Source organism: Sphingomonas pseudosanguinis, assembly GCF_052056765.1.
Classification (GTDB): domain Bacteria; phylum Pseudomonadota; class Alphaproteobacteria; order Sphingomonadales; family Sphingomonadaceae; genus Sphingomonas; species Sphingomonas pseudosanguinis.
The window spans coordinates 1,209,777-1,221,350 of record NZ_CP189888.1 but is presented as its reverse complement, the minus strand read 5'-3'; the positions used below and the strand labels follow the sequence as shown (position 1 = coordinate 1,221,350).

At 68.3% G+C, this 11,574-nt stretch carries 13 protein-coding genes; 11 read left to right on the top strand and 2 right to left on the bottom strand.

Annotated features, from left to right (window positions below):
• Window positions 1-87 precede the first annotated feature (87 nt).
• Window positions 88-351 (bottom strand): hypothetical protein, encoded by a 264-nt coding sequence (locus ACQHGV_RS05500; RefSeq protein ID WP_440980229.1) that lies wholly within the window; start codon window positions 349-351, stop codon window positions 88-90.
• Between the two features lie 109 nt (window positions 352-460).
• On the opposite strand from ACQHGV_RS05500, the gene ACQHGV_RS05495 reads away from it, so the two are divergent.
• Window positions 461-646, top strand: a complete 186-nt coding sequence (locus ACQHGV_RS05495; RefSeq protein WP_409788480.1) for a hypothetical protein — start codon at window positions 461-463, stop codon at window positions 644-646.
• 19 nt (window positions 647-665) lie between these two features.
• Here the strand turns inward: ACQHGV_RS05495 and ACQHGV_RS05490 are convergent, their stop codons facing one another.
• Window positions 666-1,283 (bottom strand): S24 family peptidase, encoded by a 618-nt coding sequence (locus ACQHGV_RS05490; RefSeq protein ID WP_440979737.1) that lies wholly within the window; start codon window positions 1,281-1,283, stop codon window positions 666-668.
• Window positions 1,284-1,378: 95 nt separating this feature from the next.
• On the opposite strand from ACQHGV_RS05490, the gene ACQHGV_RS05485 reads away from it, so the two are divergent.
• From ACQHGV_RS05485 to recJ, 10 genes are all read left to right on the top strand, one after another.
• Complete coding sequence (locus ACQHGV_RS05485) at window positions 1,379-1,555, top strand: hypothetical protein (protein WP_440979736.1); 177 nt, start codon at window positions 1,379-1,381, stop codon at window positions 1,553-1,555.
• Window positions 1,552-1,917 (top strand): hypothetical protein, encoded by a 366-nt coding sequence (locus ACQHGV_RS05480; protein ID WP_440979735.1) that lies wholly within the window; start codon window positions 1,552-1,554, stop codon window positions 1,915-1,917. The genes ACQHGV_RS05485 and ACQHGV_RS05480 overlap by 4 nt, the downstream gene beginning before the upstream one ends.
• Before the next feature lie 71 nt (window positions 1,918-1,988).
• Window positions 1,989-4,115 carry a TonB-dependent receptor gene (locus ACQHGV_RS05475; RefSeq protein WP_440979734.1) on the top strand — a complete coding sequence of 709 codons (2,127 nt, stop codon included), beginning with the start codon at window positions 1,989-1,991 and terminating at the stop codon, window positions 4,113-4,115.
• A gap of 137 nt (window positions 4,116-4,252) precedes the next feature.
• Window positions 4,253-4,798, top strand: a complete 546-nt coding sequence (locus ACQHGV_RS05470) for a YbjN domain-containing protein (protein ID WP_440979733.1) — start codon at window positions 4,253-4,255, stop codon at window positions 4,796-4,798.
• Between the two features lie 68 nt (window positions 4,799-4,866).
• A complete protein-coding gene (locus tag ACQHGV_RS05465; RefSeq protein WP_440979732.1) occupies window positions 4,867-6,051 on the top strand; it encodes an acyl-CoA dehydrogenase in 1,185 nt (394 codons plus the stop codon).
• A 145-nt stretch (window positions 6,052-6,196) separates the two neighbouring features.
• The gene (locus tag ACQHGV_RS05460; protein WP_440979731.1) at window positions 6,197-7,321 is read left to right on the top strand and encodes a CaiB/BaiF CoA transferase family protein; all 1,125 of its coding nucleotides are present in this window, start codon (window positions 6,197-6,199) and stop codon (window positions 7,319-7,321) included.
• 36 nt (window positions 7,322-7,357) lie between these two features.
• Window positions 7,358-7,915, top strand: a complete 558-nt coding sequence (locus tag ACQHGV_RS05455) for a (2Fe-2S)-binding protein (protein WP_440979730.1) — start codon at window positions 7,358-7,360, stop codon at window positions 7,913-7,915.
• A 114-nt stretch (window positions 7,916-8,029) separates the two neighbouring features.
• Window positions 8,030-8,941 (top strand): RcnB family protein, encoded by a 912-nt coding sequence (locus ACQHGV_RS05450; protein WP_440979729.1) that lies wholly within the window; start codon window positions 8,030-8,032, stop codon window positions 8,939-8,941.
• A gap of 68 nt (window positions 8,942-9,009) precedes the next feature.
• Window positions 9,010-9,696: a prolyl hydroxylase family protein gene (locus ACQHGV_RS05445; protein WP_409788498.1), complete on the top strand. Its 687-nt coding sequence runs from the start codon at window positions 9,010-9,012 to the stop codon at window positions 9,694-9,696.
• Window positions 9,697-9,783: 87 nt separating this feature from the next.
• Window positions 9,784-11,538: a single-stranded-DNA-specific exonuclease RecJ gene (recJ, locus tag ACQHGV_RS05440; protein ID WP_440979728.1), complete on the top strand. Its 1,755-nt coding sequence runs from the start codon at window positions 9,784-9,786 to the stop codon at window positions 11,536-11,538.
• Window positions 11,539-11,574 lie beyond the last annotated feature (36 nt).

Here is an 11,574-nt window from a genome sequence, read left to right as displayed (position 1 = left end):
GGTCCGCGACACCCCCAAGCGCGTTCGATTGAACAGATTTGCCGCGCCGGCCGCCGCGATCCGGGGCGGTCGTCGGCGCAAGGTGCCTCAATGGACGGTGTCGAACGCCTCTTCGAGCACCAGCAGGCCGATCAGCCGCTCGATCTGCCGCCAGCGGCAGAAATGGATATGGTTGCCCAGATCACGGCTGCGCCCGGCGCGCGCCGCCGCTTCGCCGCCGGCCGATTTGCCGAACGTCTCGATCATCTCGGACGCAGTCGCCACATCGGTATCGGTCACGAAGGGAACGACATAGCCGGTCGCCTCTCCACCGTCGTCGAACAGGAAATCGTCAGAACCGTACCGCTTCATGCCTCCCCCTAGGCCGGCCTCCGCCGCTTGACCAGTCCCGTTGCGTGTCCCCACCGCCCCGTGTCGGGACGGCTGGCCTGACGCCGCCGGGCATGGCAGGACAGCGGCCATGACCGATCCCGTACAGCCCCGACCGCCCCGCCCGACCTCCAGCGGCGGCGGCATCTTCATCGCCATCGGGATCGTTGGCGGGATCATCGCCGGCCTAGCGACGGGGGAAGTAACGGTGGCGGTGCTGGTCGGCCTGGGCATCGGCATCCTGGCCGCGCTGCTGCTCTGGTGGCGCAACCGCTGATCCGCTGGCCCGTGCGGCGTCAGGCCGGCAGTCGCATCTGCCAGACGACGCGCCCGACCACCGTGATCGGCCCATCGGGCACCGGCGGCGCGGCGGGGTTGTCGCTGGTCGCCACCAGCCCCTGCGGCGTGGCGCAGACGCGCTTGACCATCAACGCGTCGCCGATGCGGATGATGTAGAGACCGCCGCGCGCGCCGGGCCGCGTGTCCTTCTGATCGACGACCAGATGGTCGCCGTCCATCAGCCCCGGCGCCATCGAATCGCCGCGCACCCGAATGACCGAGGCGGTGCCATCGCTCAGCCCCAGCCGCCGCGCAAGTTGCCGGTCGAGCGCCTCGACCCCGATCATCACATCGTCATCGACCGTTGCCCCCGGCCCCGCCGACGCCGCGACCGCCAGACGCGGCATCAACAACGGCCCGGCCTCCTTCGGCGCGCCCAGCCGCGTCTCGGGCACGCCGAAAAACTCGGCCAGCTGTCGCCGATCGCCTTCCGCCAGGGTTCGTGGCGAGCCGCGATGGACGAATTGCTGGAGATAGGCGTCGTTGCGGCCGAGCATGCGCGACAGCGCGGCCAGGCTGACGCCCGCCTGCTCCGCCAGCGCCGGAAGCGCCGCCCTGACATCCTGTCCCATCATGACATCGATATAGGCATAGGATTTTTCCTAGACAAGTTGGAAAATAGAACAGATCAAGAACACAGAAGTAAGAATCGGACAATGGGAGAACGTCCATGGAATTGCTGGTGCTCATCGAGCGCTATCTGAAAACCAGCCACATGCCCGAAACCAAGTTCGGACGGCTGGCGGTCAACGACCCCAGGCTGGTCGGCGACTTGCGACGCGGGCGCGAGCCGGGGCCGGATACGATCCGGCGGGTGAAGACCTTCATCCGGGATCATCTGGCATGACCATGATGGAACGGATCGCGCGAACGCCGATGCCTGTCGCGCAGCCCCGGCTCCGGTCGAATGACGGGGTCGACCGCCTGACGCGCGTCCTGACCGCCCATGCCGCGCGGGCCGGCTGTGCCGTATCGATCGACATACGGTCGACCGAACCCTGGGCGTCGGCGACCTTCACCGGCACCGTGGCCACCCTGGCGCTGGCGTTCACACCGAGCCCGGCCGTGACCCGCTGGCTGGCGGATTTGCCGGAGGCGGACCTGCCGATCGGGCGCGACCTGGTCGCGGACATCGCGGTCGTGCCGGCGCCCGGCGACTGTTGCTTATCCGTCCTCATCTGTAACGATGCGGCGAACGGATGTGCGTGAGGGCATTTTTCTCTTGATATGATGTAACACTACGTTAGGCACGGGGCTTCGCCAACCATCGGAGCCCCGTCTTGCTGAAGCCCGCCCTGCTGTCCGGCCTGTCCGCCGCCGCCCTTGTCGTCCCGTTCAGCGCCGCCGTCGCGCAGACTGCGCCGCAGCCGACCAATCGTGGCCGCGAGATCGTCGTGACCGCGCCGGTGCTCCAGTCGGAGGCGGATGTGCTGTCGGGCACCTCGATCGTCACCGGCGACGAACTGGTCCGCTCGATCCGCCCGACCATCGGCGAGACGCTGGCGCGCCAGCCGGGCGTGTCGGCCACCTCCTTCGGCCCCAATGCCTCGCGCCCGGTGCTGCGCGGTTTCCAGGGCGAGCGTATCCGCGTGCTGACCGACGGCATCGGCTCGATCGACGTGTCGAACACCAGTGTCGACCATGCCGTGGTCATTAATCCCCTCCTCGCCGAGCGGGTCGAGGTGCTGCGTGGCCCCTCCGCCTTGTTGTTCGGATCGTCGGCGGTGGGCGGCGTCGTCAATGTGATCGACAGCCGCATCCCGCGCAGCGTGCCCGAGAATGGCTATCGCCTGTCGGGCATCGCCGGCTATGGCTCGGCCGCCAATGAACGCTCGGTGGCGGGCGCGACCGATGTCGCGATCGGCAAGCAGTTCGTCGTCCATGCCGATGGCTCGTATCTGAAGACCGACGACCTGAAGATCGGCGGCTATGTCCTGTCGCGCCGCGCGCGGGCCGAGGCGCTGGCATCGGCGGCGCAGGCGCCCAACGATCCGCTCGACTTCGCCAATACCGCCAATCTGCGCGGTCGCCTGCCCAACACCGCCAGCGAGACTTGGACCGCCGGTGTCGGCGGCGCGTTCATCGCCGACAATGGCTCGCTCGGCGTCTCGTACAGCCATTATGACAGCCTGTACGGCGTACCGATCCGCTATGCCCTGGCCCCCGGCGGCGAGGAACCGGAGGCCCCGCGCCTCAGCCTGGTTCAGAACCGCGTCGACCTGCGTGGCGAGATCGAGACGGGCGGCGGCTTCCTCGAGCGCATCCGCCTGCGCGCCGGCATGGCCGATTACCGCCATTTCGAGCTGGAAGAGGATGGCGAGGTCGGCACCGCTTTCTACAACAAGGGTATCGAGGGCCGGCTCGAGCTGGTTCAGGCGAAGCGTGACGGCTGGCAGGGCGCGTCGGGCGTGCAGTTCTTCAACCGCGACTTCGACGTGCAGGGCGAGGAAGCCTTCCTGCCGCGCAACAATACCGCGCAGGTCGGCCTGTTCACCCTGCAACAGCTGGATCGCGGCGCGTTCAAGATGGAGGCCGGTGCCCGTTACGAGCACACCTCGCTGACCGCGCGCACCGCCGTCACCGACGATCGCTTCTTCCGGGGGCAGCGCAGCTTCGACGCCTTTTCGGGGTCGATCGGCGCCAGCTATGGCTTCGCGCCCGACTGGCGCGCCGGCCTGAACCTGTCACGTACCGAACGCGCGCCGTCCGCCGAAGAGCTGTTCGCCAACGGCCCCCATGCCGGGACCGAGGCCTATGAGCTGGGCAATCCCGATTTCCGCAAGGAAAGCAGCTGGGGCATCGAAGCCACGCTGCACGGGCATGGCGAGGGCTATAGCTTCGACGCCTCGGCCTATTACAACCGCTTCTCCAACTATATCTATGACGCGTTCGTGCCGGCCGCCGCGTGCGTCAACGCCGCCGCGCCCTCGGGCCGCGATGTCGACCTGCCCTGCTTCCAATATGCGCAGGCCGATGCCCGCTATTACGGGATCGAGGCGGAGGGGTCGCTGCGCCTCGCCACCATCGGCACCTATGCGATCAACGCCGACCTGCTGGGCGATTATGTCAACGCCCAGATCCTGAACAACGGCCCAGCGCCGCGCATCCCGCCGCTGCGTCTGCTGGGCGGGCTCGAGGCGCAGTCGGACCGCGTGAACGCGCGCGTCGAGGTCGAGCGCAGCTTCAAGCAAAGCCGCGTCATGGGCGTGGAGACGCCGACCGACGGCTTCACCCTGGTCAACGCCTCGGTCCAGTTGAAGCCCTGGGGGCCGCTGAACCCGACGACGTTGACGCTGTCGGCGAACAACATCTTCGACGTCGATGCGCGCCGCCATGCCAGCGTGTTGAAGGACTTCGCCCCCCTGTCGGGCCGCGATCTGCGCGCGACGCTCAGCTTCAAGCTCTGACGCCCCCTCGGTCTGCGTCGGGTGACTGGCCCCCTTCCGCTCCGGCGGGAGGGGGCCTTTTTGTCATCCGCGATCGGGCTTGCGCCGTCGCGGCGCGGTGATAGCCTTTGGGGCGAGCATCGGAGGGGGAGCAGAGCATGACGAAGACATGGTGGCTGGCGGCCCTGGCGCTGGGGGCCGGTGCGGGCGCGGCCGAGGCCAAGGATACGACGCCCTGTCCCAAGGACCTGATCTGCGCCAGCGATCCCAACAGCGTCGGCGGCGCGATGATGCGCGCAGGGTATCAGGGGCTGGTCGACACCGATGGCGAGGGCGATCCGATGATCGTCAGCTCGGCCGCCGGCTACAAGTTCAACATCTATTTCTATGACTGCGAGGCGCACAAGCAATGCGCCTCGCTGCAATTCTCGATGCGGCTGACCCCGTCCGAGCGGCGTGACCTGAACTTCGTCAACACATGGAACAGCGAGAAGCGCTTCGCCCAGCTCGCGTTGATGAAGGACGGCGATCTGCGGCTGACGCACGACATGTCGACGGTGGGCGGCATCACCCGCGCCAATTTCACCGATGTCGTCGAATGGTGGTCCTCGACGATGGGCACGCTGGAGACCTTTCTGAAGGCCAATCCGCCGGCAGAGCCGATGCGCACCGTGCCCGCGCCGCCGGTCAAGACCACGACCTGACCGGCCCGGCGGGGGTGGACAAAGCCGCCCACCTTGCCGAGAAGCGGCGGACATAAGGAGAGAATTCCATGTCCCTGATGGGCAAGTTCGACTGGGCGGACCCGTTCCTGCTCGACGACCAGCTGAGCGATGACGAGCGGATGATCCGCGACACCGCGCGCGCCTATGCCGATGACCGGCTGGCCCCGCGCATCGTCGAGGCCTTTGCGCACGAACATACCGACCCCGAGATATTCCGCGAGATGGGGCAGCTCGGCCTGCTCGGCCCGACCATTCCGGAGGCGTTCGGCGGCGTCGGTGCATCCTATGTCGCCTATGGCCTGATCGCGCGTGAGGTGGAGCGGATCGACAGCGGATACCGCTCGATGATGAGCGTGCAGTCGAGCCTCGTCATGTATCCCATCCACGCCTATGGCTCGGACGAACAGAAGCATCGCTATCTGCCCAGACTGGCCAGCGGCGAATGGATCGGCTGTTTCGGCCTGACCGAACCCGATGCCGGCTCGGACCCCGGCGGCATGCGCACGACCGCGAAAAAGGTCGATGGCGGATACGTCCTGTCGGGGGCCAAGACCTGGATTTCCAACTCGCCGATCGCCGATGTCTTCGTCATCTGGGCCAAGTCGGACGCGCATGGCGGCGCGATCAGGGGTTTCGTGCTGGAAAAGGGCATGAAGGGCCTGTCCGCGCCCAAGATCGAGAACAAGCTGTCCCTGCGCGCGTCGATCACCGGCATGGTGATGATGGACGAGGTCGCGGTCGGCGAGGAGGCGCTGCTGCCGCATGTCGAGGGGCTGAAGGGGCCGTTCGGCTGTCTCAACCGCGCCCGCTACGGCATCAGCTGGGGCGCGATGGGCGCAGCGGAATTCTGCTTCCACGCCGCGCGCCAATATGGCCTCGACCGCAAGCAATTCGACCGCCCGCTGGCCGCGACGCAGCTGTTCCAGAAGAAGCTGGCCGATATGGAGACCGAAATCGCGTTGGGGCTTCAGGCCTCGTTGCGCGTCGGCCGGCTGATGGACGAGGGCCGGTTCGCGCCCGAGATGATCTCGATCGTCAAGCGCAACAATGTCGGCAAGGCGCTCGACATCGCGCGGGCCTCGCGCGACATGCATGGCGGCAACGGCATTTCGGGCGAGTATCAGGTGATGCGTCACCTGATGAACCTGGAGACGGTCAATACCTATGAAGGCGCCGCCGACGTCCACGCGCTGATCCTGGGCCGCGCAATCACGGGAATCGCGGCGTTTTGAGCCAGTCCCTATTCCTCCCCATCCCCGATGGGGAGGCGGACCGCGCCCGAAGGGCGTGGTGGAGGGGCATGGCGGGTCCGTCCAGCCCCTCCACCATCGCTGACGCGATGGTCCCCCTCCCCAAGCATAGCTTGGGGAGGAATGGATGACCAAACCCGCCCCCCTCGCCGGGCTCAAGGTCGTCGAACTCGCCCGTATCCTCGCCGGCCCCTGGGCGGGGCAGGTGCTGGCCGATCTCGGCGCGGAGGTGGTGAAGGTCGAAAGCCCGGAGGGTGACGATACCCGCCGCTGGGGACCGCCCTTCATCGCCAATCCGGACGGCAGCCAGGATGCCGCCTATTTCCATGCGGCCAATCGCGGCAAGTCCTCGGTCGTCGCCGACTTCGCGACCCCCGCGGGGCAGGCCAGGGTCCGCGCGCTGATCGCCGATGCCGATGTCGTGATCGAGAATTTCAAGTTTGGCGGCCTCGCCCGCTATGGCCTGGACTATGACAGCCTGTCGGCGATCAATCCGCGCCTGATCTACTGCTCGATCACCGGCTTCGGGCAGGACGGCCCCTATGCCGCCCGCGCCGGATACGACTTCATCGTCCAGGGGATGAGCGGCATCATGGACCTGACCGGCGAGCCCGGTGGCGCGCCGCAGAAGATCGGCGTGGCGCTCGCCGACATCATGACCGGGCTCTATGCCGTCATCGCGATCCAGGCGGCGCTGCATATGCGCGGGCGGACCGGGCGCGGCCAGCATATCGACATGGCGCTGCTCGACACGATGACGGGCGTGCTGGCCAATCAGGCGATGAACTATCTCACCTCGGGCATGACGCCCAGCCGGCTGGGCAATGCGCATCCCAATATCGTGCCCTATGCCGCCTTTCCCGCCAGCGACGGCTGGTTCATCCTGGCGGTGGGCAATGACGCGCAGTTCCGCCGCTTCGCGCATGTGGTCGGCATCGACGGCGACGATCCGCTCCATGCGACCAATGCCTTGCGCTGCGAACATCGCGCCACGCTCACCCCGATGATCGAGGCCGCCACCGCCCGCTGGCCGCGTGATAAGCTGCTCTCGGCGCTGGAGGCGGCCGGCGTTCCGGCGGGCCCGATCAACACGGTCGAACAGGCCTTTGCCGACCCGCAGGTGCTCGCACGCGGCCTCGCCATCCAGCCCGAGCGTCCCGATGGCTCCACCGTGCCGGGCGTACGCACCCCGATCCGCTTTTCCGACGCCGATCTCGTCCTCGACCGCGCCGCGCCAATGCTCGGGCGGTAGCTCTGCGCCCCTGCATCGACTAAGCGCCGCCTCAGGATGACCAGCCTCACCGTCAACAACCAGCCCGTCCGCTATCGCCTGCCGCCCGACACGCCGCTGCTCTGGGCGCTGCGCGACGCGTCCAATCTGACCGGCACCAAATATGGCTGCGGCACCGGCGAATGTGGGGCTTGCACGGTCGATATCGACGGCCGCGCCGTCCGCAGCTGTCAGGTGCCGATCGGCCGGATCGAGGGCAGCGTCGTCACCACCATCGAGGGACTGTCCCGCGACCGCTCGCACCCCGTGCAGCAAGCGTTCCTGGCCGCCAATGTCAGCCAGTGCGGCTATTGCATCCCCGGCATGGTGATGGCCGCCGCCGCGCTGATCCAGAAACATCCCGATCCGTCCGAAGAGCTGATCCGCGCGCAGATCACCAATCTGTGCCGCTGCGGCATCTATCCGCGCCTGGTCGAGGCGATCCAGCGCGCCGCGCGGGCGCAGCGGGGCGAGGAGACGATCCCCGGCGCGCCCCTGCCCGGCACCGATCCCGCCGATGCCGCGCGCGCGGTGCCGGCGCTGGTCCCCGGCGCGATGGTGCAAGACGGCCGCTGACATGATTCTTTCACTTGGCTGACAGTCGGGTTCAGCATCCACTCAACACGCGCATGGCAGGGTTCACCGCATGATCGGAGCCGGCATGTGCGCCGGCGCATGGGGTAAGTGGGTATGAAGAAGCATTGGATGGCGGTCCTGCTCGCGGCGTCGGCGGCAGTGGCACCGGGGATCGCCATGGCGCAGGACATCATGATGGATCGGGGGCCACGCGGCGGCCCCGAAGGGCGCCCCGGACCCGGTGGCCCCGGCGGCCCGCGCCCCGGTGGCCAATTGGAGCGCAGCGAAGGTCGCCCGATCTTCAACGACCGCGAGGCGTTTCCCGAAAACCGTCCCGCCTATCGCCCCGACCATGCCGAGGCGCCCCGGCCGCCCGCCCCCGAGCGGCGCCCTGACGGTCCCGGCCGCTGGGCGGGTCGTGGCGAGGCACGCCCCGATGGTCCCCGCCCCGATGATCGGCGCCCCGACGACCGACGCCCCGGCCGCGAAGAGTGGCGTCGTGACGATCGCCAGCCCGGCCAGTGGCGTGGCCAGCCCCGCCCCGAGGGTCAGTGGCGCGACCAGCAATGGCGCCGCGATCAGGGGCCGGACCAGCGCTGGCGCGACGACGAACGGCGGCGGCGCGAGGATCGCGATCGCTGGCGGCGCAACTATGGCGACTGGCGCGACCAGGACAATCAGGCCTACGGTTTCGCAGAGCGTCGCAACTGGGCGAACCAATGGGATCGCGGCTGGCGGCGGGATCGCCGCTATGACTGGCTGGGGTGGCGCTCGCTCAATCGCGGCGCCTATCACCTGCCACGCTATTACGGCCCGCAGGGCGGCTATGGCTATGAGCGCTTCTCCAGCGGCGTGATCCTCGAGCCGATGCTGTTCGGCCGGACCTATTGGCTGACCGACCCGTACGCCTATCGCCTGCCGCCGACCTACGGCCCCTATCGCTGGGTCCGATACTATAATGACGCGGTGCTGGTCGACACGCGCAGCGGGCTGGTCGTCGACATCGTCTACGACATTTTCTGGTAAGGCCGGGCGGGAGGGGGTTCGCCCCCTCCCCTCTTGTCTTTATCGGCGCTCCGTCGCACATCCGGCCCATGTCGTTCTTTTCGAGGAAGCCCAAGGGCAACCCCGCCGCCTCCCCCGTCCGCGCCCGGTTCGGGGTGAGCGTGCCCCAGCATCTGGACGCCAACCCGGCAGTCACGCGCGTCGCGACCGATGCGGCGCAGATCTATTATCAGGCCGATTTCCTGACACCGGCACAGTGCGACGCGCTGATCGCGATGATCGACGCCAATCGTCGCCCCTCGACCCTGCTGTCCGACCGACCCGATTACGGGTTCCGCACCTCGGAGAGTTGCGACATGAACCGCTGGTCGCCCGATGTGCAGCCGATCGACGAATCGATCGCCCGCCTGCTCGGCATCCCCCCCGAACAGGGCGAGACGATGCAGGGCCAGCGTTATGCCCCCGGCCAGCAATTCCGCGCGCATCACGACTATTTCCACGAAACCGAAAGCTATTGGGAAAAGGTCAAGGTGCATGGCGGCCAGCGCACCTGGACTGCGATGATCTATCTGAACGATGTGCCCGAGGGGGGTGCGACCTGGTTCCCGCAGGCCGGCATCCGCGTCGCCCCGCGCCGCGGCCTGCTGCTCGCCTGGAACAACATGCTGCTCGACGGCAGCCCGAACGACGCCACGCTGCATGAAGGCATGCCGGTGGTCGAGGGCGTCAAATATGTCATCACCAAGTGGTTTCGCGAAGGCAATTGGGTGAGCTGAGTATCTGGGGGGGCCGCCCCTCTTGCCCCGCCTCCGGCCGGCATGGCATGGCGTTCGCGTGACGTTCCTGCCCATCGCTGTCCGCCCATGACCGACGTCCTCGGCATCGCGCAATCCATTCTCGGCCAGCCCTGGCGCTGGCGTGCTTTGTCCGCCGACGCCCGCGACGGGCTGGGCCATGACGATCTGGTCACCCAGCTGCTGCTCTCGCGCGGATGCCCTCCGGAGGCGGTCGAAGAGCATAAGCAACCCTCGATCCGCAGCTTCATGCCCGACCCCTCGATCTTCCGAGACATGGACCGCGCCGCCGAACGGCTGGCCGATGCGGTGATCGCGGGCGAGCCGGTGGCGATCTTCGGCGATTATGACGTCGACGGCGCGACCTCTTCGGCGCTGATGGTGCGGCTGCTACGGTCGCTCGGCCTGTCGCCCCGCGCCTATATTCCCGACCGCCTGACCGAGGGCTATGGCCCGACCGAGGCGGCGCTGCTGCGGCTCCAGGCCGAAGGGGCGACGCTGATCGTTACCGTCGATTGCGGCGCGCAGGCGTTCGAGCCGCTCGCCGCCGCCCATGCCGCCGGGATCGAGGTGATGGTCGTCGATCATCACAAATGCGCGACCCAGCTTCCGCTGGCACATGCGGTGGTGAACCCCAATCGCCTGGACGAGGGGGAAGGCGCCGCGCATGGCCATCTGGCCGCTGTGGGCGTGTGCTTCCTGCTCGGCGCGGCACTGATCCGCACGCTGCGCCAGCGCGGCTTCTTCGCCGATCGGCCCGAGCCGCGCCTGCTCGACCTGCTCGACCTCGTCGCGCTGGGCACCGTAGCCGATGTCGCGCCACTCAAGGGCCTGAACCGTGCCTTCGTCGCGCAGGGGCTGAAGGTGATGGCGCAGCGCCGCAATATCGGGCTGGCCGCGCTGACCGAGGCGGCGCGGCTGACCCGTGCGCCGACCTGCTCCGACCTGGGCTTCGCGCTCGGCCCGCGCATCAATGCGGGCGGACGGGTCGGCCAGGCCGATCTCGGCGTCCGGCTGCTGACCACCGAGGACCCGGCCGAGGCACGCGCCATCGCCGAGGAGCTCAATTATTTCAACGATGAACGCCGCGCGATCGAGGCCGGGGTGCAGGCCACCGCCGAGGCGACTGCGGATCGCGGCCGCCAGGTCGTGCTGGTGTCTGGCGAGGGCTGGCACCCCGGCGTCATCGGCATCGTCGCCGGGCGCCTGAAGGAAAAGCTGGACCGCCCCGCCATCGTCATCGCCGTCGACGAGCATGGCATCGGCAAGGGCTCGGGCCGCTCGATCGCCGGCGTTGATCTGGGCGCGGCGATCCTGGCCGCCAAGGAGCATGGCCTGCTGATCGCGGGCGGCGGCCATGCGATGGCCGCCGGCCTGACCGTCGCCGCCGACCGCATTGCCGAACTGGCCGATTTCCTGGAGGAAAGGCTGGCGGAGGCCGTCGTCCGCGCCAGCGCGGGCCGCGCGCTGCTGGTCGATGCGGTACTGGCCCCCGGCGGCGTCAATCCGGCGCTGGTCGGGTCGATGGAGGCCGGTGGTCCATACGGCATGGGCTGGCCCGCCCCCCGCATCGCCGCCGGCCCGTTCCGCGTCATCCGCGCCGATCTGGTCGGCACCAACCATGTCCGCGCGATCGTCGCCGGGGCCGATGGCCGCAGCCTGAAGGCCATGGCCTTCCGCCACGCCGAAACCGCACTGGGCCAGGCGCTGCTCGCTGCCGGCAGCACCCGCCGCCTGTGGCTGGCCGGCCGCGCGAAGATCGACGACTGGTCGGGCCGCGACGTCGCCGAACTCCATATCGAAGACGCCGCATGGGCCGACTAAAAAAAGCGCTTGACGGTTTCACCACCCTCCCTTAGA

Excerpts from the sequence above, each read along its gene's own strand:
- ACQHGV_RS05500 (WP_440980229.1), bottom strand. The coding sequence starts at position 351 with ATGAAGCGGTACGGTTCTGACGATTTCCTGTTCGACGACGGTGGAGAG.
- ACQHGV_RS05495 (WP_409788480.1), top strand. The coding sequence starts at position 461 with ATGACCGATCCCGTACAGCCCCGACCGCCCCGCCCGACCTCCAGCGGC.
- ACQHGV_RS05490 (WP_440979737.1), bottom strand. The coding sequence starts at position 1,283 with ATGATGGGACAGGATGTCAGGGCGGCGCTTCCGGCGCTGGCGGAGCAG.
- ACQHGV_RS05485 (WP_440979736.1), top strand. The coding sequence starts at position 1,379 with ATGGAATTGCTGGTGCTCATCGAGCGCTATCTGAAAACCAGCCACATG.
- ACQHGV_RS05480 (WP_440979735.1), top strand. The coding sequence starts at position 1,552 with ATGACCATGATGGAACGGATCGCGCGAACGCCGATGCCTGTCGCGCAG.
- ACQHGV_RS05470 (WP_440979733.1), top strand. The coding sequence starts at position 4,253 with ATGACGAAGACATGGTGGCTGGCGGCCCTGGCGCTGGGGGCCGGTGCG.
- ACQHGV_RS05465 (WP_440979732.1), top strand. The coding sequence starts at position 4,867 with ATGTCCCTGATGGGCAAGTTCGACTGGGCGGACCCGTTCCTGCTCGAC.
- ACQHGV_RS05460 (WP_440979731.1), top strand. The coding sequence starts at position 6,197 with ATGACCAAACCCGCCCCCCTCGCCGGGCTCAAGGTCGTCGAACTCGCC.
- ACQHGV_RS05455 (WP_440979730.1), top strand. The coding sequence starts at position 7,358 with ATGACCAGCCTCACCGTCAACAACCAGCCCGTCCGCTATCGCCTGCCG.
- ACQHGV_RS05450 (WP_440979729.1), top strand. The coding sequence starts at position 8,030 with ATGAAGAAGCATTGGATGGCGGTCCTGCTCGCGGCGTCGGCGGCAGTG.
- ACQHGV_RS05445 (WP_409788498.1), top strand. The coding sequence starts at position 9,010 with ATGTCGTTCTTTTCGAGGAAGCCCAAGGGCAACCCCGCCGCCTCCCCC.
- recJ (WP_440979728.1), top strand. The coding sequence starts at position 9,784 with ATGACCGACGTCCTCGGCATCGCGCAATCCATTCTCGGCCAGCCCTGG.